General features: G+C 38.4%; 16 protein-coding genes and 2 other annotated features. All 16 genes read left to right on the top strand.

Annotated features, from left to right (window positions below):
* Nucleotides 1-105: 105 nt before the first annotated feature.
* The 16 genes from ezrA to H5S39_RS08435 all read left to right on the top strand — a co-directional run bounded on the left by ezrA (nt 106) and on the right by H5S39_RS08435 (nt 21616).
* On the top strand, nt 106-1809 hold the full coding sequence (gene ezrA / locus H5S39_RS08510; RefSeq protein ID WP_182596682.1) for a septation ring formation regulator EzrA: 1704 nt from the start codon (nt 106-108) through the stop codon (nt 1807-1809).
* A gap of 268 nt (nt 1810-2077) precedes the next feature.
* On the top strand, nt 2078-3226 hold the full coding sequence (locus tag H5S39_RS08505; RefSeq protein ID WP_182596681.1) for a cysteine desulfurase family protein: 1149 nt from the start codon (nt 2078-2080) through the stop codon (nt 3224-3226).
* A gap of 20 nt (nt 3227-3246) precedes the next feature.
* Entirely contained in the window at nt 3247-4467 is a 1221-nt protein-coding gene (gene thiI / locus H5S39_RS08500; protein ID WP_182596680.1) for a tRNA uracil 4-sulfurtransferase ThiI, read from the top strand.
* Between the two features lie 43 nt (nt 4468-4510).
* Nucleotides 4511-4727, top strand: a binding site (T-box leader).
* A gap of 69 nt (nt 4728-4796) precedes the next feature.
* Nucleotides 4797-7451 carry a valine--tRNA ligase gene (locus tag H5S39_RS08495; RefSeq protein WP_182596679.1) on the top strand — a complete coding sequence of 885 codons (2655 nt, stop codon included), beginning with the start codon at nt 4797-4799 and terminating at the stop codon, nt 7449-7451.
* 416 nt (nt 7452-7867) lie between these two features.
* On the top strand, nt 7868-9286 hold the full coding sequence (locus H5S39_RS08490; protein ID WP_182596678.1) for a cytochrome ubiquinol oxidase subunit I: 1419 nt from the start codon (nt 7868-7870) through the stop codon (nt 9284-9286).
* On the top strand, nt 9287-10303 hold the full coding sequence (cydB, locus tag H5S39_RS08485; RefSeq protein ID WP_182596677.1) for a cytochrome d ubiquinol oxidase subunit II: 1017 nt from the start codon (nt 9287-9289) through the stop codon (nt 10301-10303).
* Between the two features lie 5 nt (nt 10304-10308).
* Entirely contained in the window at nt 10309-12039 is a 1731-nt protein-coding gene (gene cydD / locus H5S39_RS08480) for a thiol reductant ABC exporter subunit CydD (RefSeq protein ID WP_182596676.1), read from the top strand.
* Entirely contained in the window at nt 12032-13777 is a 1746-nt protein-coding gene (gene cydC / locus H5S39_RS08475; RefSeq protein WP_182596675.1) for a thiol reductant ABC exporter subunit CydC, read from the top strand. Before cydD ends, cydC begins: the two co-directional genes overlap by 8 nt.
* 67 nt (nt 13778-13844) lie before the next feature.
* The gene (locus tag H5S39_RS08470) at nt 13845-15062 is read left to right on the top strand and encodes an NAD(P)/FAD-dependent oxidoreductase (RefSeq protein ID WP_182596674.1); all 1218 of its coding nucleotides are present in this window, start codon (nt 13845-13847) and stop codon (nt 15060-15062) included.
* Nucleotides 15063-15172: 110 nt separating this feature from the next.
* Nucleotides 15173-16486 (top strand): bifunctional folylpolyglutamate synthase/dihydrofolate synthase, encoded by a 1314-nt coding sequence (locus H5S39_RS08465; protein WP_182596673.1) that lies wholly within the window; start codon nt 15173-15175, stop codon nt 16484-16486.
* Nucleotides 16487-16551: 65 nt separating this feature from the next.
* On the top strand, nt 16552-17178 hold the full coding sequence (locus H5S39_RS08460) for a JAB domain-containing protein (protein WP_182596672.1): 627 nt from the start codon (nt 16552-16554) through the stop codon (nt 17176-17178).
* 135 nt (nt 17179-17313) lie between these two features.
* Nucleotides 17314-18315, top strand: a complete 1002-nt coding sequence (locus H5S39_RS08455; RefSeq protein WP_269448327.1) for a rod shape-determining protein — start codon at nt 17314-17316, stop codon at nt 18313-18315.
* 126 nt (nt 18316-18441) lie between these two features.
* Nucleotides 18442-19299, top strand: coding sequence for a rod shape-determining protein MreC (gene mreC, locus H5S39_RS08450; protein ID WP_182596671.1), 858 nt, complete (start codon nt 18442-18444; stop codon nt 19297-19299).
* A 5-nt stretch (nt 19300-19304) separates the two neighbouring features.
* Nucleotides 19305-19841 (top strand): rod shape-determining protein MreD, encoded by a 537-nt coding sequence (gene mreD / locus H5S39_RS08445; protein WP_182596670.1) that lies wholly within the window; start codon nt 19305-19307, stop codon nt 19839-19841.
* Between the two features lie 50 nt (nt 19842-19891).
* Nucleotides 19892-20124 (top strand) — a binding site (T-box leader).
* 179 nt (nt 20125-20303) lie between these two features.
* Nucleotides 20304-20951: an amino acid ABC transporter permease gene (locus H5S39_RS08440; protein ID WP_182596669.1), complete on the top strand. Its 648-nt coding sequence runs from the start codon at nt 20304-20306 to the stop codon at nt 20949-20951.
* A gap of 14 nt (nt 20952-20965) precedes the next feature.
* The gene (locus H5S39_RS08435; protein ID WP_182596668.1) at nt 20966-21616 is read left to right on the top strand and encodes an amino acid ABC transporter ATP-binding protein; all 651 of its coding nucleotides are present in this window, start codon (nt 20966-20968) and stop codon (nt 21614-21616) included.
* The last annotated feature ends 5 nt before the right edge of the window (nt 21617-21621 follow it).

The raw sequence follows: 21621 nt of genomic DNA, 5'->3' as shown, positions 1-21621 counted from the left end.
TCTTTCTCAGCAGTAACGTTATGGTATGCTATAATTTTGAATAGGATTATACGGCTAATTGTTATGCAATATCAATAAGCAATAAAAAGTAGTAGGTGTAAAAAAGTGGTTTTTCAAGTATTGATTGGTGTTTTAATTATTGTTGTCGCATTATTGGTCTGCGTATACTTGTATCAACGACGAGTAGTTAAACAGATCAATGATTTAATGGCTAGTGAGAAAGAATTACCAGCAAAAAAAATTGATCAACAATTAAAAAATGTAGAAGCATTACAGTTAATAGGTGACGCTAAAAAACAATTTGAAGTAATTAAGAAGAAATATGAAAAACAAGTTCAACCCGCAATTACTGCCTTTAATAAGAAGGTCCCTCAACTTTTAGCGGATACACGGACGAGCAAATTATTAACAATAAATACACAAGTTCGGGAGCTGCAAGCTGATTTAGCAAAGTTAACGGCAACTATTCAGCAGATGGAAAAAGATCTTCAGCATTTACGTCAACAGCAGCACAATCATAAGCAGGCGTTGGAACAGCTTAAGGCTAAGTATCGTCAGTTCCACCGCCAATTGAATGAAAAGAGCTTTGAATACGGTGGTAGTGAAGAAAAATTAAATAATCAATTAGCTGATTTAGAAGAACAGTTTACTAAATTTACGGATTTGACTAATAAGGGTGATATTGAAGGCGCTCAAGAAATTCTTACAAATCTGCAAAGTGAAAATGCGGCATTTGAAAAAAAACTTACAGAAATTCCTAAACTTTATAAACCAATCGCAACAGAGTTTCCTGAACAATTAGCTGAACTGAAAAAGGGTTACGAAACTCTTGTAAAGAAAGATTATCATTTTACAGAAAAGAATATTGAAAAACAGATTGACCAATTAAAGGCAAAATTAGACGAAACAATAGAACAACTCAATGATCTGCAATTAGATATTGTTGAACAATCAAATAAAGACCTAAGCGAACAAATTGATTACTTATATGGAGTAATGCAAAAAGAAATTGATGCAAAGAATGAAGCAATTCACTTGATTGATGTGATGAAAGAATTTACGCGTCATGCCCAACGACAAAATGATGAACTAGGGGTAGAATTAGACCGGTTAAGCATCAATTACACATTAACAAACCATGAACAAGAGACTGTTCGTGAATTAAACGAGCAGATTAAAGCAATTATGAAACAGTATCGTGAAGATGCAGAAGCAGTTGCAAATAAGACAGCAGTATATAGTCAGGTATTGGACCGGCAAAAGACAAATCAAAAAAATCTAACTGAAATTGAAAAGAGTCAAGAGCGGCTCAATGATGAAGTTGCAAAACTCCAGACTGATGAGCAGCGTGCACGTCAAATGCTTCAGAAATATTCAGTTCAGATTAGGACGATTCATCGTCAAGTTGAGCAGCTAAATTTGCCCGGGCTACCGAAGGATTATCTCGACTACTTCTTTGGTGTAAGTGATGAAATTAAAAAGTTAGCTGATGGGCTAAATGAATATAAAATTAATATGGACGAGATTACTAAACAATTAATTATCGTTGAGTCAGATATTGATACCTTAAATGATAAGACTGATATTTTACGTGATAGTGCGGAACTAACAGAACGTTTTCAACAATATGCTAATCGGTTTAGTGATAATGAGCAAATTATGGCTGCTGCAAAGAAATCGCAGGAATTATTTGACCAGTTTAATTACACTGCCAGCTTGGAAGCAATTGCGACCGTGCTAGAAGAAGTGGAACCTGGTAGTTACAAACGGATAGAAGATAGTTACTACCGTGAGATTGGTAAAGATTAAAAGTTATGGACATGAATTCTGCATTTTAGTGTTTAATAATTAGCTAACGGCTAGTGGGAAGGTTTATTTACTTTCTCATTAGTCGTTTTTTAGGTCAGTAAGCGTGAATAACTAATGCTGAATAAGTGATTTTCTGTTATAATATAAAACCGTTTTAAGAAGAGTCGAAATCTTCAGCAGTTGCCCTATCCTCGACTGTTGAATCTTAATCAAAGTAGCTGCTCATTTGTAATTGCTTTGTGTATTTATTATTAGAAAGGAAAATAGTATGATCTATTTTGATAACAGTGCAACGACAAAAACATTGCCGGAAGTTTTGTCGACATATGATGCCGTTAGTCAAAAGATTTGGGGAAATCCAAGCAGTTTACACCGCTTTGGGGAAAATGCTTGGAATCTTCAAGAGCAGGCCCGTCAACAAATTGCTAATATACTAGGGGTCAAACCAAGTGAAATTATTTTTACTAGTGGCGGTTCTGAAGGTGATAATTGGGTAATCAAGGGGACCGCATTAGCTAAACACCGTTTTGGTAAGCATATTATTACAACCAGTGTTGAACACGCGGCAGTTAAGAACGCGTTGGAACAATTAAAAGATCTTGGCTTTGAAATTACGTATCTTCCTGTTGACAAGGAAGGTCGGATTAGTCCAGCGGACGTTAAAGCGGCGATTCGCCCAGATACGATTTTGGTTTCAATCATGGCAGTTAATAATGAGATTGGGACAATCCAGCCAATCAAAGAAGTTGGTGAGATTCTGAAGGATTATCCAAATATTCATTACATGGTTGACGCTGTTCAAGCGATTGGCAAGGGGATTGACGATTCAGTTTTCAGTGATCGAGTTGATTTTGCAACATTTTCTGGGCATAAGTTTCACGCACCACGGGGAACCGGTTTTATCTACTTTAAGAGTGGCCGCAAATTGGCGCCATTAATTGCTGGTGGTGGTCAAGAAAGAACATTACGAAGCGGTACGGAGAACACACCTGGTAATGTTGCGCTTGCTAAGGCGATTCGCTTGGTAAAAGAAAATGAACAGGCAGCGGTCAAACGGGAGCAGGCGATCAAAGAACGAATTTATGATCACTTGAGTACGTTTGACCACGTAGAATTGATTTCAGGACGAAGGGATGGCTTTGCATCTCACATCCTATGCTTTGCAATTGTTGGTGTGCGTGGCGAAACAATTGTTCATGCATTTGAAGATAAGGACATTTATATATCAACAACTAGTGCTTGTTCTTCTAAAAAACATTCTGAGGCAGGAACACTGGCTGCAATGAAAGTTCCAGAAAACATTGCAACAAGCGCGGTTCGTATTAGTCTTGGTGATCAAAATACGTTAGCAGAAGCAGACCAGTTTAATAAGGTCTTTGATGAGCTTTATGCTGGCTTTAAGAAGATTATTGAATAATTTTGAAAGGAGGATAAAACATGCAATATACAGAAATTATGGTTCGCTATGGTGAACTGTCAACAAAGGGACATAATAAAAAAACCTTTATTGACCGTTTAGGGGCAAATGTGCGAAAAGCTCTTCACAGTTTTGTACAAGTTAAAGTTCATGCTCAGCGGGATCGTCTTCATGTTGAATTGAATGGTGCTGATTATGATTCCGTAATGGAACGGTTAAAATTAGTGTTTGGCATCCAAAATTTTTCACCATCAATTAAAGTTGAAAAGTCATTTGAAGCAACTGCTCAGGCAGCAACCCAAATGATTAAAGAACAAGTAGATAAGCCAATTACTTTTAAGGTGGAAACACGTCGGTCAGACCATCATTTTGCGATGGATACCTTTGAAATGAATAACAAATTGGGGGGATACCTACTGGATAAATTCCCTAATAAGTTAAAAGTTGATGTACATCATCCCGATTTAACGTTGCGGGTTGAAATTCGTCTTAACGGTATATTCCTTTCCAGCGAAACAATCAAGGGTGCTGGTGGATTACCAGTTGGTACTGCTGGTAAAGGGATGATGATGATGTCTGGCGGTATTGATTCACCAGTTGCGGCATACCTGGGAATGAAGCGGGGTGTCTCAATGGAAATGGTTCACTTCTTTAGTCCGCCATACACCAGTCCCCAAGCATTAGCAAAGGCAAAGCAGTTAACAGAACGATTGGCTAAGTACAGTGGAAGTATTAAGTTCATTCAGGTACCATTTGCTGAAATTCAAGAAACAGTAAAGGAAAAGGTTCCAGAAGGTTACTTAATGACAATTCAGCGGCGCATGATGCTACGCCTTGCCGCTGCCCTAATGATTAAACGCCATGGTTTAGCAATCTTTAACGGGGAATCATTAGGTCAGGTTGCTTCTCAAACGATGGAAAGTATGCTCGCAATCAATGATGTAACATCTTATCCGGTTTTGCGTCCGGTTTTGTCATTTGATAAGACTGAAATTATTAAAATCGCGCAGGATATTGATACCTACGAACTTTCAATTTTACCGTATGAGGATTGCTGTACGGTATTTACACCGCCATCGCCTAAGACGCGGCCTAATGTCGACCGTGCTCGTGAATATGAAAAGCGTCTTGACGTTGAAGGACTTATGCAGCGTGCTCTTGACGGTATTGAGATTACAGAAGTTCACCCTGGTGATGATTATTTAAACCAAAATGAAGATGTTTTTGCTGAATTGCTTTAAATTAGACCTTGACGAGATTTGATAATTTAGCTATGATACATTTTAATAAGCATTGACCGAAAGAGTAATAAAGTGGTACTTAGTAAGCGAAGTCCTGATAGTGTAAGGGGGCTAGTTAAGCTTTATGAAGGTAGTTCGGGAGCTGATATGCTGAAAGTTAAGTAGGGATATCCGGTTCATTACCGTTACTAAATGATAAAGCGGAGTACGTATTGATACGTGCTCAATTTAGGTGGTACCGCGATAAATTCGTCCTATCAATTACGATAGGGCGTTTTTTTAGTTAATGCATGAATAATGATGGTTGATTTTTGAAAGGAGTTTCTGTTATGACAGAAAAAGACATGTCTACCAAGTATGATCCGTCTGCTGTTGAAAAGGGACGGTATCAATGGTGGATTGACCAAGGATTCTTTAAGCCAAGTGGGGACAAAAAGGCTCACCCATATTCGATTGTTATTCCGCCGCCGAATGTTACTGGTAAGTTGCACTTAGGCCATGCTTGGGACACAACGTTGCAAGATATGATTATCCGGCAAAAACGGATGCAGGGATACGATGTTTTATGGGTTCCTGGAATGGACCATGCTGGTATTGCTACCCAGGCAAAGGTAGAAGCTCGGCTACGTAAGCAAGGTATTTCTCGCTACGATCTCGGACGGGAAAAATTTGTCCAACAAGTCTGGGATTGGAAGGATGAATATGCGGATATTATTCATCAGCAATGGGCAAAGATGGGAATCTCTGTTGATTATGATCGTGAACGTTTTACCCTCGATGAAGGATTAAACAAGGCTGTTCGAAAAGTCTTTGTTGACCTTTACAATAAGGGGTTAATCTATCGTGGAACTTATATCATCAACTGGGATCCGCAAGCACGGACAGCTTTGTCTGATATTGAAGTTATTCACAAGGATGATAAGGGTGCCTTTTACCATGTTAAGTATCCATTTACCGATGGAACAACATTTAACGGTAAAAATTACATCGAAATTGCGACGACGCGTCCGGAAACAATGTTCGGTGATGAAGCCGTGGCAGTTAACCCTAGTGATGAACGGTATAAGGAATTAGTCGGTAAGAAAGTAATGGTGCCGCTTGTAAACCGTGAAATTGAAATTATTGCCGATGACTATGTAACTCCTGACTTTGGGACCGGGATGGTTAAGATTACGCCAGCTCATGATCCTAACGACTTTAAAGTTGGAAAGCGCCACAACTTACCAGAACTTAATACAATGAATGAAGACGCATCAATGAATGAAAATGCTGGTAAGTATGAAGGAATGGATCGCTTCGAAGCGCGGGAAGCAATTGTTAAAGACCTTCAAGACCAAGGCTACATGCTAAAAATAGACCCAATCGTCCACTCTGTCGGTCATTCTGAGCGGACAGGCGTTCAAGTAGAAGCACGTCTTTCTACTCAGTGGTTTGTAAAGATGAAGCCATTAGCCGAAGCTGCTCTTAAAAACCAGGATACTGATGATCGCGTAAACTTTGTTCCAGAACGATTTGAACATACATTTACTCAGTGGATGGAAAATATTCATGACTGGGTAATCTCACGGCAGTTATGGTGGGGACACCGAATTCCGGCTTGGTATAATAAACAAACTGGCGAAGTATATGTTGGAATGGAAGCACCAGAAGATATCGAAAATTGGGAACAAGATAAGGATGTCTTAGATACTTGGTTCTCTAGTGCATTATGGCCGTTTTCAACAATGGGATGGCCAGATACAGATTCAGCGGACTTTAAACGCTACTTCCCAACCAATACTTTGGTTACTGGTTACGATATTATCTTCTTCTGGGTATCACGGATGATCTTCCAATCATTAGAGTTTACCGGGAAAGCACCATTCAAGAATGTTCTTTTGCACGGATTAATTCGTGATGAGCAAGGGCGAAAGATGAGTAAGTCGCTTGGTAATGGGATTGATCCAATGGACGTAATCAAGAAGTACGGTGTTGATGCATTACGGTGGTTCTTAATTACAGGGTCAACTCCTGGCCAGGATATTCGTTTTAGCTACACGAAGATGGATGCTGCTTGGAATTTCATTAATAAGATTTGGAATGCCAGTCGTTATGTCATTATGAATCTCGGGGATATGCCTGCACCAGTTCTCCCTGATAAGAGTAAGTGGGATCTTGCTGATCGGTGGATTTTAAGTCGCTTAAACGCCACTGTTAAACAGGTCAACGAACAATTCGAAAAGTTTGAATTTGGTGAGGCCGGCCGTGCCCTTTATAATTTCATTTGGAATGATTTTTGTGATTGGTATATTGAAATGACCAAAGAAAAGCTAAACAATGGATCTGATGAAGAAAAGACTAATACGAAGAATATTTTAGGTTATGTTCTTGATCAGACTCTTAAGATGTTGCACCCAATTATGCCATTTGTTACTGAAAAATTATGGCAATCAATGCCGCATGATGGTAAGTCAATCATGATTGCAAAATATCCAGTAGCTAATGAAGAGCTTGATGATGCTGCCGCAACAGAACAAATGAGTAGCCTAATTGAGTTAATAAAAGCTGTGCGGAATATCCGTAACGAAGCTAATGCGCCGATGTCTAAGCCGGTTGATATTTTGGTAAAGGTTGATAATGATCACTTAGCTCAAATGTTAAATGATAACCGTGACTATATTGAGCGTTTCTGTCATCCTGAAAAACTAACAATTAGTAAAGATGTGGAAGCACCAAAACTGGCGATGAGCGGAATTCTTGCCGGAGCAGAAGTATACATTCCGATGGCAGAATTAGTCGATCTCGATGAAGAACGAACACGGATGGAGAAAGAGATTGCTAAGCTTGAAAAAGAAGTAGAGCGGTCAGCAAAGAAACTTGGCAATAAGAAGTTTGTTGATAATGCTCCAGAAAAGGTTGTTGATGAAGAACGACAAAAGGCAACCGAATGGCAGCAAAAATTAGCAGCGGCTAAAGAGCGACTTGCATCGTTGCAAAATGCATAATGTAAATTTATAATCAGATAATTGACAATTAGGGAATTAAATGAAAAATATATCATATTTGCTTTAACGACTATTTTGGCTAAATGACTGATATAATTGAATCTCTTATTGTTCGTTTATGATTATTAAATGGCCTTAGTTAATTAAAAATTAAATTTTATTTAAAAGGAGTTAGAGAAATCTAACTCCTTTTTTGGTATAACATGAAAATTAAATCATATATCATTCATTTTTCTTTATCGAATGATAAGGATTAAAAAGCTGATAAGTAAGCGATTAAATTGAAAAATATTCCACATATTTGTTATTTATTGATTGTAATTATTTATCACAAGTATTATGATTAAATATGTAGAAACAGGAAACGGTTTCAACTATTTTATTTTTCTGATGTACTTCGGAGGGAGGTATTTTTAATGACTATTCTTAGTCTGGCGCGTTTCCAATTTGCCATGACGACGGTTTATCACTTCTTCTTTGTTCCGTTCTCAATTGGGACAGCATTTGTCGTCGCCATTATGGAAAGCATGTATGTTTCAACTAAAGATGAAACGTATAAAAAGATGGCAAAATATTGGGGAAATATTTTCCTATTAAGTTTTGCTGTTGGTGTTGTTACAGGTTTGATTCAGGAATTCCAATTCGGGATGAACTGGTCTGACTATTCTCGGTTTATGGGAGATATTTTTGGTGCTCCGCTTGCCCTAGAAGCTTTGCTATCATTCTTCATGGAATCTACATTTATTGGCTTATGGGTATTTACGTGGAAAAAGGTTAAGCCTGGCTTGCACCTCTTCTTTATTTGGATGACAAGTATTGGTTCGTTAACTTCTGCTTTGTGGATTTTGACAGCTAATTCATTTATGCAGCATCCAGTTGGCTACGAGGTAAAAGGCGGCCGTGCCGTTATGGTTAACTTTGGTGCATTACTGAAGAACCCACAATTATGGTTTGAATATGGGCACGTTATCCTTAATGCAATTATGATGGGTGGTGTCATCATTGCTGGTTTAACAGCCTTCCAACTTCTAAAGAATAACAAGCTTTCAGAAGCTAACAAGAAGTTCTACAAGAAGTCAATGCGCATTGGCTTGATCTTTGCATTAATTTTCTCTATTGGCGGAATTGCCCTTGGGGATGCACAAATGCAGTATTTGATTAAAGAACAGCCAATGAAGTTTGCTGCAACTGAAGATGTATTTACAACAACTGGCAAACGTGCACCATGGACGATTGTTGGAATTGCAGATATGAAGGATCACGAGGTTAAATACAATATCGATATTCCTGATGCTTTGAGTATTTTGTCCTACCATAAAACAACGGGGGCTGTTACAGGAATGAATGAACTTAATGCTCAATTTAAGAAAAAGTATGGCAAGAATATCGACTTCTATCCACCAGTAAATACATTGTTCTATAGTTTTAGAATTATGTGTGGTATTGGTGCATGGATTTTCTTAGTTTCATTAGTCGGCTTAATTATGACTCGTGAGAAGAGTAAGAAACCACTCTTACAACGGCGATGGGCACTATGGTGCATTGCAATTACAACCTTCTTCCCATTTATTGGTAACACTGCTGGGTGGTTTGTAACTGAATTTGGTCGTGATCCATGGACTGTCTATGGACTATTTACGATTGCTGATAGTGTATCGCCAAATGTTTCTGTTGGTTCATTATTAACTTCGAATATTATTTACTTCATCTTATTCACAACATTAGCTATTACTTTAATTTGGTTAGTTGTTCGTGAATTACGGAAGGATCCATCTGAAGCAGTTGAACCTAAGTTTAAGAAAGTCCTCGATCCATTTGATAAGGAGGCGTTCTAAATGAGTTTTCTTCAATTATTATGGTTTATCTTGATTGGAGTATTATTTGCTGGTTTCTTCTTCCTTGATGGATTTGATTATGGAGTAGGAATGGCTGTTGAAACGCTTGCTCATAATGAAGATGAACGTGATCAAGTGGTTCAGACAATAGGACCAGTATGGGATGCTAATGAGGTTTGGTTAATCACTGCTGGTGGTGCAATGTTTGCATCATTTCCATATTGGTATGCTAGCTTATTTAGCGGTTACTATTTAATTTTATTAGCGATATTAGCGGGACTTATTATTCGTGGTGTTTCGTTTGAATTTCGCAGCAAGAGCCCAATGCCGCAGAAACGTTTTTGGGACTGGGCATTAGCAATCGGTAGTGCAATTGTTCCATTTTTCCTTGGAATAATGTTTGTCAGCATGATTCATGGAATGCCAATCGATGCAAACGGTAACTTCCACGCTGGCTTCTTTGATTACTTTAACTGGATTTCAGTAGTAGGTGGAATTGCCTTACTACTTCTAACTTACCTTCACGGGATTAATTATATTGCGCTAAAAACAACTGGGCCCGTTCGAGAACGAGCACGTAACTATGCAAAATTTCTATACTGGATTCTTTATGCCGGTGAAGTCGTCTTTGCATTGCTGTTGATCTTTATGACCGACTTTATGAGTGTTCACCCAATTGGAACAATTATTATGCTGGTATTGATTGTTGGCTTTTCAGTTCTTGCTCATGTTGAAACCTTTGTTGGTCATGAATTGATTGCCTTTATCTCAAGTGGGCTAACACTGGTATCGTTAGTAGTACTGATCTTTGTTGGGCTTTTCCCACGAGTATTGATCAGCAGTATTAGTTCTAATTATGATTTACTTATTCAAAATGCATCATCAACGGGATATACGTTGGTAGTAATGACAATTTCTACGTGCTGCCTATTACCATTTGTTTTGGCATACACGATCTGGGCTTACTGGATTTTTCGTAAGCGGATTGCAATGCCTACTATTCCGGAGGTTAAATAAATTTTATGATTGATCGACTACTCTTTAAAATAAAAGGGAGCAGACATATCATGATTAAGCTTGTGGGGCTTTATGTCCTACAAGCTTTTCTTATCCTTGGTCAAGGCTTGAGCCTGGCTGCCTTATTAACTGGCTTATGGCAGGGACATTCCATGCTGAGTCAGCTTTACTGGCTAATTGGATTTATTGTTTGTTATCTTTTTCGTCATGGACTAACAGAAGTAAGTAATGCTTGGCTTGATAAATATTCACAAACGGCTGCGCAAAATTTTCGTAAACAGTTATTGAAAAAAGTGTTTGAATTGGGACCAGCAATTATTCAGCGTGAGGGTACTGGAAACATGGTAACGTTGGCCCTTGACGGTATTAAAGAAGTTGAAAATTACATTCAACTGATTTATAGCAAAGTCATTAGTATGATGATAATGCCGTTAATTATTTTGATCGTTTGTTTTTGGCTTGATTGGATTTCAGGTGTGGTAATGCTGCTTGTATATCCGTTAATCGTTTTATTTATGATAATTTTAGGATATGCGGCTAAAGCTAAGGCGGATCGCCAATTTGCTGCTTTCCGGGTATTGTCTAATCACTTTATTGATTCCTTACGTGGGATCGATACGCTAAAGTACTTTGGACTGAGTAAAAGGTATTCACAAAGTATTTATCGATCAAGTGAACGCTTCCGCAAATCAACCATGAGCGTGATTAAGGTTGCAATGTTATCAACGTTTGCCTTGGATTTCTTTACCACATTGGCAATTGCAATTTTGGCAGTATTTCTGGGACTACGGCTAATTGACGGACATTTATTACTTTTTCCAGCATTAGCAATTTTGATTTTGGCCCCGGAATACTTTTTACCAATTAGAAATTTTGCTAGTGATTATCATGCTACGTTAAATGGTAAAAATTCGTTTCACGCGGTCTTACGAATTATCAATATGTCATTACCTAAGCGACCAGCGATTAAGCTTCATCAATGGCAGGACCACGATCAGCTAGTATTTAAAGATGTTAAATTTGCTTACCCTAACGAGGGCAGTGAGTTAACAGGATTAAACCTTACAATTAGCGGGAATAAAAAGATTGGAATAATTGGAATGAGTGGAGCTGGGAAAACAACTTTAATTAACTTACTGAGTGGTTTCTTAGCACCAACATCAGGAAAAATTAATATTCAAAACCAGTCAGTAGATAGCTTAAATATTAAGGATTGGCAAAAGCAAATTTTGTATATTCCGCAAACACCATATATTTTTGCTGATACATTAAGAAATAATATTGCTTTTTATACGCCAGGTGTATCAGAAGAACAAATTAAAGAAGCCGTTCATGTAGTGGGGTTGGATAGTTTAGTAGCAGAATTGCCTAAAGGACTTTCAACGATGATTGGTGGCGGTAATCGGGCCTTAAGTGGAGGCCAAGCGCAACGGATTGCACTTGCCCGCGCTTTTCTTGATCCAGCTAGAAAAGTAATGATCTTTGATGAACCAACAGCGCACTTGGATATTGAGACAGAGTTGGAACTAAAAAAGCGAATGCTTCCATTAATGAAGGATCGACTGGTCTTCTTTGCTACTCACCGTCTTCATTGGATGAAACAAATGGATTATATTATTGTGCTAAAGGATGGAAAACTAATTGAGCAAGGAACATATCAGCAACTATTAGATCAACAAGGCTACTTTAATGAGTTGATGCAACAAACACAGGGAAAGGAGGTTGCCCATGGGTAAAATACCATTATTAAAAGCAATGAAACATGATCGGTGGGTAAAACCGTTTCTCAAACGCTATAAGTGGACGCTTGTTTTAGCGATTACGCTTGGAATAATTACTTTTATTTGTGCAGGCGGCTTGATGTTTACTGCCGGTTACTTAATTAGTAAATCTGCAACAATGCCATTTAATATCTTGTTGGTGTATGTTCCAATTGTTTTGACCCGTGCTTTTGGGATTTTTCGCCCAGTAACTAACTATTTTGAGCGATTAGCAAGTCATAATTGGGTTTTTAAAATGACATCAGCTTTTCGAAAGAAACTTTATGATTCATTAGAACAGGATGCTGTTTTCTTTAATAGTAAGTACCGTATTGGTGATATTTTGGGGCTTTTGTCTGAAGATGTTGCTCACATTCAAAACTTATATCTACGGACGATTTTTCCGACCCTTGTTGCTTTTGGATTGTATGCAATAATTGTTATCGGAATGGGAATTATTTCACCGTTAATGGGAATATTAATGCTAATACTATTTGGCTTAATTATCATTGCAATCCCTGTTTGGTCAATATTAGTAAATGGCGCGCGCCAACAGTTAGAAAAACAATATACTAATACCCTTTACGCAGACTTAACCGATAATATTATGGGGATTACCGACTGGGTTTTTGCTGGACGTAGTGCTGAGTATTTAAGCTATTATGATCAAAGTGAGCAACATTTACTAGCTTCGCAAAAGGCGATGAAACGATTTGAACATTGGCGGGACTTTGTTTTACAGGTGATGATTTTACTGGTTGTTGTTAGTTTGATTTTGTGGGGAGCAGCTCGCTTTGGTGGACACTGGGGTGGAAGCGCCAATTGGATTGCAGCATTTGTTCTTTGCGTTTTTCCTCTTGATGAGGTGCTGTCTAGTTTGCCAACTGCCGCCCAGCAAACGAATGTCTATACCGATTCGTTAAACCGGTTAAATAAATTGCCGCAGCCTCAATCAGTTACTGCTGAGAAAATTAATATTACGGCTCCTTATCAGTTAAAAATTGATGATCTGAAGTATCGGTATCCACAAACTGACAAAATGGTGTTACAAGGACTCAGTCTTAACGTAAAGCCAGGTGAAAAATTAGCAATTCTGGGTCGTAGTGGTGCCGGAAAGAGTACATTAGCCAGTCTGATTCGGGGTGATCGAAAACCAACTGCCGGGTCTGTAACATTAAATGGTGTTCCAACAGATGAATTTGGTGACCAAATCTCAAAATATATTGGAATTGTTCACCAGTCGCCATATCTTTTTAATACAACAATTTTAAATAATGTCCGTTTAGGAAATGAAGATGCTAGTGAAGAACAAGTGTGGCAAGTACTTGAAAGGGTTGGATTAGCGTCGATGATTCAGCGTTTGCCTAAGGGACTTCATACGATGGTAGACGAGGCCGGGTTGCGCTTTTCAGGCGGAGAACGACACCGTTTGTCACTTGCCCGAATTCTTTTAAAAGATGCACCAATTATCCTTTTAGATGAACCAACAGTCGGCCTTGATCCCCTTACAGAAGAGCAAGTTATTGAGACCTTTATGGAACAGCTAAAAGGAAAGACATTGATTTGGATAACTCACCACTTACAGGGAATTGAAATGATGGACCAAGTAGTCTTTATTGAAAATGGACAAATTTCTATGCAAGGAAGCCCAGATGATTTACAAAAGACAAATTCGCATTATCGTTTGCTTAAATTAGCAGATGAGGGTAATTAACTTTTTTTAGTAGAAAGATACGTTATAATAATATTATAGAGAACACATAATGAAGGGATGAGTAACGATGAAAGAGATTGTTGTACTCGGGGCTGGCTATGCTGGCCTAAAAACAGTTGTCTTATTACAAAAAAAACTTAAGGACAGTATTCACATTACTCTAGTTGATCAAAATGACTATCACTATGAAGCTACTGATTTACACGAAGTTGCAGCAGGGACGCAAGGTGTTTCACGGATTTCTTACCATATCAGGGATGTGATTAAACCGCGGATTACCACCTTTATTCAGGCAAAAGTAGTTAAAATTGATCCTGAACAACGAGCGGTTAAGCTGGCAGGACATGATGACTTGCTTCATTATGACTATTGTGTAATTGGATTGGGCTTTGTTTCAGAAACATTTGGTGTTCCTGGCGCAGAAGAAAATGCCTTTCCAATGACTAACCTTAAAGAAGCTTCTGCAATTTATAACCATATTATTAGTAAGATGCGTGATTACCGAAAGACACAAAATCCAGATGATTTGCATATCATTATTTGCGGTGGTGGTTTTACAGGTATTGAGTTAGCGGGAGCCTTAGTTGAGGCACGCCCAAGTTATGCAAAGATTGCGGGTGTTACGCCAGATAAGATTAAAATAACATTGGTTGAAGCTGCAACACGATTACTACCGATGTTTAATGAAAAGCTTGCGGACTATGGCGTAGACCTTATTAAAGAATCTAATGTACAATTATTAGATGGGTCACGAATTTCTAAGATTGATCCAGGCACGGTTTACTATAAGCACGCTGATGAAAGTCAAGACCAGTCAATGGATGCTGGAACAATTATTTGGACAACCGGTGTTAGTGGTAGTCCTTTGATGAAAGAAAGCGGCTTTGATGAAAAACGTGGCCGAGTAATGGTAACACCACACTTAACCGCTCCTAAGCATGATGATGTTTACATTTTAGGAGACGTGGCTGCTGTTATGCCACCTGATGGTAAACGCCCATACCCGACGACTGCTCAAATTGCTCTTGCAATGGCTGACTATGCTGCAGATGATATTGCTACAAGAATTAAGACCGGTAAGCATGAAGAAAAAGCATTCGTATACAAATCTTTAGGAACCGTGGCATCATACGGGAATACTAAAGCCTATGGTACTGCGTTAGGACATGAACTTCGTGGGTATCCAGCATCCGTTATGAAAAAGATTATTGCCGATCGGTCGTTAATGGAGACTGGCGGTTTGAAAGAATTACTAGCAAAAGGACGTTTTGACCTTTATCATTAGAATCTAGTATTGTGAGGCAAGGAAAATTTCTTCGCCTCTTTTTTTGTAATTTGCTATATTAATTATGTTGTTGAGGGACTTAGCGATAAGACTAGGTAGTAGGTGAAAAAATGATAAAAACTTATGAAGAGGCGTTATCTTTTATTCATGGAAGAACGCAATTTAAAAAGATACCAACATTAGCGCGAATGAAGAGGTTTCTTAAGGAATTAGGTAATCCGCAAGAGGGATTAAACTACATTCATATAACAGGAACAAATGGAAAAGGATCAGTAGTTGCAATGATGCGGTCTATCCTACTAGAAAACGGCCTTACAGTTGGTAGCTTTACTTCCCCGTTTATTACCCGTTTCAATGAACGAATTGAGTATAACGGTGTTCAGATTAGTAATGATGATCTGCTGCGCTTAGTACAAAAGGTTGAACCAATTGTAGAAAAGTTAGATTGTGAGTTAGCAACGGGAGGGCCAACTGAATTTGAGATTGATACAGCATTAATGTTTTGCTACATGGCTGAAAAAAGGCCTGATGTTGTCTTACTAGAAGTCGGAATCGGGGGCCTTTATGATTCTACTAATGTAATTACTCCGGTTGTTAGTGTGATTACAACTGTTGGCTGGGATCATATGAAATACCTTGGTGATACCTTAGCAAAGATTGCTACCCAAAAGGCGGGAATAATCAAAAGACATGTTCCAGTTGTAATTGGTAATCTACCACAGGAAGCGCGGCGGGTAATTCTAGATGATGCTGACCAAAAAGATGCTCCTGTATATCGACTAGGTGTTGAATTCTCTGGGCAAAAACTAAATAACCACCAATTTTATGCCAAAATAAAGTATCAAAGTACTAGAATGTATCATCTAGAAGCCATTTTAGGCTTAGGTGGGGATTACCAAGTTGAAAATGCAGCCCTTGCGATTGCAACGGTTGAAGTTTTTATGCGCCAGCAAGGGTTGACAATTGATCGCCAGGTCTTAATTAAAGGGCTTAAGGAAACTACCTGGCCAGGGCGTCTTGAAGAGATTAATGAGCTACCGTTAGTTTTACTTGATGGCGCCCATAATTTACCGGGAATACAGGCATTAGTTAAGACAATTAAAGATGATTTTGCCGAAAAAGAAGTTTATATTCTTGTAGCAATTTTAGCCGACAAGCAATATAAGCTAATGCTTGGTGAGCTTGCAAGTTTAGGAAATGTTCACTTAGTAGTAACACGCTTTGCAGGACCAGGACCAAAGCGACCGAGTGCGGATCTTGAAGAGGCCGTTAAAGACATCCCAACTAAATACCCAGTTCAAGTAGTAAATGAGTGGCAGCTAGGAATTAGTGAAATTGCACGTCAAATGAGTACGGAGGATGTAATGATTATTACAGGTTCACTCTACTTTATTTCAGATGTCCGTAAATTATTTACGAAATAAAAAGTGCAAAGTCAGGATTTTTTCGTATTTAAATATATAGAGGGCTAAAAGGAGAATATTTATTTATGAAAAATGAAATGATTAATCACTACGTTAAGTTAGTATCTGATGTGTTTTCTAAGGATGCAGAAGTTAAAGAGCAGCAATTATGTCAACGTTTTTTGCGAAAATGTCCTACCCCATTAGCAGTTAAACGATTATCACGCTCAGAAAGGGAAGAGATGCGAGAGTGGGCACCAGAAATGGCAAGCTTATTTGCAGCAATAGAATTAGGACGACTAGTAGCCAAAAGCCACGAAGAAATTATCGGCCATGCATATTCGAGTGTAGAACTTGGTCGAAGTATGGTTGCACAATTTCAAGGAGAAGAACAAGAAAGTATCTGTATTGCATGTACTGATATTCATAATGAGATTATTGACTGGAAGGTACTGTTTATTGGTGGTGGGTGTGAATGTGTTACATATCCTGACAAGATTTTTCAGTATGCACTTCAGTGTTCTGCTCATGGGATCGTAATGATTCATAATCACCCTACTGGAGACATTCGTCCATCAAATCAAGACGACTCTTTTACTCGTCGCTTGGAACGGGGATGCGAGATTATTGGAATACACCTGCTTGATTTTATGATTGTTGGTCGGGATTCTTATTACAGTTGGCGTGAAGATAAGTCTATTTTCAAAAAGTAAAGAAATATTTAATTTCTGTGGAAGATAGAGTCTCTTTATCAGTATTAATGTATATTAATGTTCGTATGTACCGAGAGGCTATGGTATAATATGCACGATATTAATTTGATTTTTAAGATGAAGGGAAGAAGCAGATTGCTAGGAATCGGAACAAAAAATCTTGGCATTGACCTTGGTACTGCAAATACAATTGTCTACCTTGAAGGAAAGGGAATTGTGTTGCGTGAACCATCAGTCGTTGCCCGGAATGCTAAGACCAACGAAGTAATTTCCGTTGGCAGTGATGCCCGTGACATGATTGGACGAACACCAGAAAGTATTGTTGCTATCCGCCCGATGAAGGATGGTGTCATTGCAGATTACGACACAACCGTTGCAATGATGAAGTATTATATTGATAAGACATTAGGAAATAATGGCAAGCCATATGTAATGGTATGTGTACCAAGCGGCATTACGGAAGTTGAAAAACGCGCAGTTATTGATGCTACTCGTGTGGCTGGTGCTCGCGATGCTTACGTTATTGAAGAACCATTTGCGGCTGCTATCGGTGCTGGTTTACCGGTAATGGACCCTACAGGAAGTATGGTTGTTGATATTGGTGGCGGTACTACTGATGTTGCGACTATTTCTTTAGGTGGTATTGTATCCAGTCGATCAATTCGAATGGCTGGGGATAAGATGAATGATGCAATTGTTCAATATGTTCGTCAACATATGAATTTGCTGATTGGTGAACGAACTGCGGAAAAGCTTAAGTGGGATATTGGTTCTGCATCAGTTGAAGCAGCAGAAGAAATGGGAACAACCCAAGTCCGTGGGCGTGATCTTGTTACCGGTTTGCCAAAGACAATGCAGGTATCTGCAACAGATGTATCAACGGCCTTGCAAGATGTTGTTGATAGTATTATTACCGCAATTAAGGGGACGCTAGAAGAGACATCTCCTGAAATCGCCGCAGATGTTATTGACCATGGTATTGTCCTAACTGGTGGTGGAGCTTTATTAAAGCATCTGCCAGATGTGATTGCTGATGCTACTAAAGTACCAGTCTTTATTGCTAATGATCCGTTGGATTGTGTTGCTATTGGTACTGGTGAGTCATTAAAGAGTATTGATGTAATGAAGAAAAAATGATCATGATCTAAGAGGTCATCACTAAATCATCATCGGTACTAACTAATGGTTAACGGGGCTAATCGCCAAGCAATAGTGTTTGGCAAGCCCCGTCTTAATTATTTGTGTATGCATTGGAGGGACATAATGCAGAAATTTTTTTCCAATCGCCGATTAGTTATTGCTGTGATAATTCTAGTTGTTTGCTTTGGGTTAATGGCAGGTTCTGTCTCTTTACGGAATAGACGAAATACACCACCAATTATCCAACAATTTGGGAATGATATTGTTGGTTTTGTTGATAGTGCAGTTGCCCTCCCTGTAAATTGGGCACAGACGAGTGTTAGTTCAATAAATGGATTAATGAATACTTATTCTGAGAACCGTGAATTAAAACAACAGGTAACAGAATTAGCACAAACTAAGGTCCGTGATCAGACCTTAGCACACGAAAATAAGCAATTAAAACAGCAATTAAAGTTAAATAATTCAATGACCGATTATAATACAGTGACTGCCGCGGTTTTAATGCGTACGCCATCATCATGGCAACGGCAGTTAGTGATTAATAAGGGTCAATCAAGTGGAATAAAAAAGAACATGCCTGTAATGAGCGGAAGTGGTCTGATTGGTCGGATTACCGAAGTTAACAAGACCAATAGCAAAGTTGAATTACTAAGTGATACTAGTGAGTCCTCAAATCGATTTGCTATTACGGTAAATGCTCAAAATGGTAAGGTTATTAATGGTATTATTACTGGCTATGATGCAGCAAACAATGAACTAGAAATAGGTCAAGTAACTTCGAAAGCAAAGGTTAAGAAAGGGACTAAAGTAGTTACAAGTGGAATGGGTGGTATTACACCTAAAGGACTTTATGTTGGCCGAGTATCACATGTCGGCAAGGATGATTATGGTCTTGCTCAAAAGATCTATATTACTCCGGCAACTGATTTTAATGATATTAATATTGTTACGGTTGCTGAAGCTGCTTCACAGGAGTGATAAATATGTACCGATTATCACGTTTAAAATATATATTTCCAATTGGGCTATTTGTTTGTTTGTTTTTAGACGGTGCGTTGAGCCATGTATGGGCGCCATTGTTCTTTAGTTATCCATATTCGATGGTTAGCGAACTTGTTTTACTATGGTTAGTATTGTCATATTTCTTTCAAGATGATATTGAAATACCACTTATTCCGTTTGCAATTGCAGCAGGTGCGGTGTATGATTTATATTTTTCCGGTATTCTGGGGCTATATATATTTTTATACCCGCTTGTAGTAGAAATGACGAAAGTTTTATCGCGCTATTTTAGTTCATCATTCCTTTCGATGATTATGATTTTCTTTGTCGATATTGTTGTGTTTGAGACTCTTAACTATTGGGCTTATTATCTTATTGATATTACAAACGTCAGTTTTGGTGATTATCTTGTCTATACATTAGCACCAACACTAGCATTAAATTTAATTTATTTTGTCGTGCTATTTTGGCCAATTCGAGCGTTATATCGCTGGTCATTAGATGATCGTCAAATTTAAAATAATGCTTGACATGAATGATATTACAGTATAGGATATTTACAACATCATAAATGACAGTGAACAGACTAGTAGAATTTTAAGTACAGTAAAGAGAGCTTTGAAGGGTGGAAATAGGCCTGTACCAGAATTTGAATCACATCTGTGAGTTGGTTTTCTGAAGCCCATAGTAGGAAGACCCGGGGAAGCCCGTTATAGCACGGAGTTTATCTAATGAACTCGCTGAGGCTATTTTTCGTGAGAAGATAGCATTATGAGGTGGAACCGCGGAAACGCCCTCGTAGCCATTTGGCTCGAGGGCGTTTTTTGATTTCATATTAGGTGAACTTAATAAGGCAAGCATTGCGAAGTGTTTGCAAACGTGAGGTGGAACCACGACTTACTCGTCCTCTAGGGAATATTCCCTAGAGGATTTTTTTAGCTGTTATTTAATTAGGCGATTATTTAAGGAGGCAGTTATAAATGTCATTGCAATATATAAGTGAAATTTTACCTTCATTGTTTCAAGGAGCGCTTCTCACTCTTCAGATTTTCTTTTGGACGCTAGTTGGTTCACTTCCGCTAGGTATCCTAGTGAGTTTAGGGCTAACCTCTAAGATTAAACCGCTCAAGTGGATCTTAGAGATTTACGTTTGGTTAATGCGTGGGACCCCGCTGCTATTACAATTAATTTTTGTTTTTTATGGTTTGCCAATTATTGGAATTGTATTTGAACGGTATGATGCTGCTTTAGTTGCCTTCATTCTTAATTATGCAGCATACTTTGCAGAAATTTTTCGTGGCGGTTTTCAGTCAGTGGATCAAGGCCAATTTGAAGCAGCTCGTGTTCTACGGTTGAGTTACTGGCAGACCCTTCGTAAAATAATTATTCCCCAGGTAATAAAAATAGTTATTCCATCAATTGGAAATGAAGTTATTAACTTAGTAAAAGATTCCTCATTAGTATATGTTATCGGTTTAGGTGACTTATTACGGGCAGGAAATGTTGCCACTTCACGGGATGTTACCTTAGTTCCGTTAATGCTTGTTGGTCTAATTTATCTTATCTTAGTTGGTATTTGTACTTTGATTTTACGACAAGTTGAGAAGTGTTACGCATACTTTAAGTAAAGGAGGAATTGCAAATGTTAGAAGTTCGAGATTTAAAAAAGAGTTTTGGAAATCGTCAAATTTTAGATGGCGTTAATTTAACAGTTAAAGATGGCGAAATCCTTTGTATTGTTGGTCCCTCTGGTGCTGGTAAAACAACCCTTTTGCGGTGTATAACCGGCTTAGAAACTCCTGATAGCGGTGAGTTTTTTATTAATGGTCGTCAATTTGATCCTCAAGGAACTGATGCAACAGATCGGGTAATTGGAGTCGTTTTTCAGGATTATAAACTTTTCCCCAACCTTTCAGTAATGGAAAATATTACCTTAGCACCGATACTGGTATTAAAAAAGGATAAACAAGCAGCAATAGCAGAGGCCCAGAAATTACTAGAAGAATTAGGCCTTAGTACAAAAGGAAATTTATACCCGTATCAATTATCCGGTGGGCAGAAACAACGGGTAGCAATTGCCCGTGCATTAGCAATGAAGCCTAAAATTCTCTGTTATGATGAACCTACGTCAGCACTGGACCCGAATTTACGAAAAGATGTTGCAAATATTATTCTTGGCTTAAAGAAGGACGGGATGACACAATTGATTGTTACTCACGATTTAGACTTCGCCCAGAATATTGCTGATGATATTTTAAAGGTTCAACCGATTGACCAACGACAAGGCGAATAATAAAG

The sequence above is a fragment of the Limosilactobacillus rudii genome (assembly GCF_014145455.1).
GTDB lineage: Bacteria > Bacillota > Bacilli > Lactobacillales > Lactobacillaceae > Limosilactobacillus > Limosilactobacillus rudii.
The sequence above is the reverse complement of the archived record's forward strand: the minus strand, read 5'-3'. Positions and strand labels throughout refer to the sequence as shown.

Excerpts from the sequence above, each read along its gene's own strand:
- H5S39_RS08505 (WP_182596681.1), top strand. The coding sequence starts at position 2,078 with ATGATCTATTTTGATAACAGTGCAACGACAAAAACATTGCCGGAAGTT.
- thiI (WP_182596680.1), top strand. The coding sequence starts at position 3,247 with ATGCAATATACAGAAATTATGGTTCGCTATGGTGAACTGTCAACAAAG.
- H5S39_RS08495 (WP_182596679.1), top strand. The coding sequence starts at position 4,797 with ATGACAGAAAAAGACATGTCTACCAAGTATGATCCGTCTGCTGTTGAA.
- H5S39_RS08490 (WP_182596678.1), top strand. The coding sequence starts at position 7,868 with ATGACTATTCTTAGTCTGGCGCGTTTCCAATTTGCCATGACGACGGTT.
- cydB (WP_182596677.1), top strand. The coding sequence starts at position 9,287 with ATGAGTTTTCTTCAATTATTATGGTTTATCTTGATTGGAGTATTATTT.
- cydD (WP_182596676.1), top strand. The coding sequence starts at position 10,309 with ATGATTGATCGACTACTCTTTAAAATAAAAGGGAGCAGACATATCATG.
- cydC (WP_182596675.1), top strand. The coding sequence starts at position 12,032 with ATGGGTAAAATACCATTATTAAAAGCAATGAAACATGATCGGTGGGTA.
- H5S39_RS08470 (WP_182596674.1), top strand. The coding sequence starts at position 13,845 with ATGAAAGAGATTGTTGTACTCGGGGCTGGCTATGCTGGCCTAAAAACA.
- H5S39_RS08465 (WP_182596673.1), top strand. The coding sequence starts at position 15,173 with ATGATAAAAACTTATGAAGAGGCGTTATCTTTTATTCATGGAAGAACG.
- H5S39_RS08460 (WP_182596672.1), top strand. The coding sequence starts at position 16,552 with ATGAAAAATGAAATGATTAATCACTACGTTAAGTTAGTATCTGATGTG.
- mreC (WP_182596671.1), top strand. The coding sequence starts at position 18,442 with ATGCAGAAATTTTTTTCCAATCGCCGATTAGTTATTGCTGTGATAATT.
- mreD (WP_182596670.1), top strand. The coding sequence starts at position 19,305 with ATGTACCGATTATCACGTTTAAAATATATATTTCCAATTGGGCTATTT.
- H5S39_RS08440 (WP_182596669.1), top strand. The coding sequence starts at position 20,304 with ATGTCATTGCAATATATAAGTGAAATTTTACCTTCATTGTTTCAAGGA.
- H5S39_RS08435 (WP_182596668.1), top strand. The coding sequence starts at position 20,966 with ATGTTAGAAGTTCGAGATTTAAAAAAGAGTTTTGGAAATCGTCAAATT.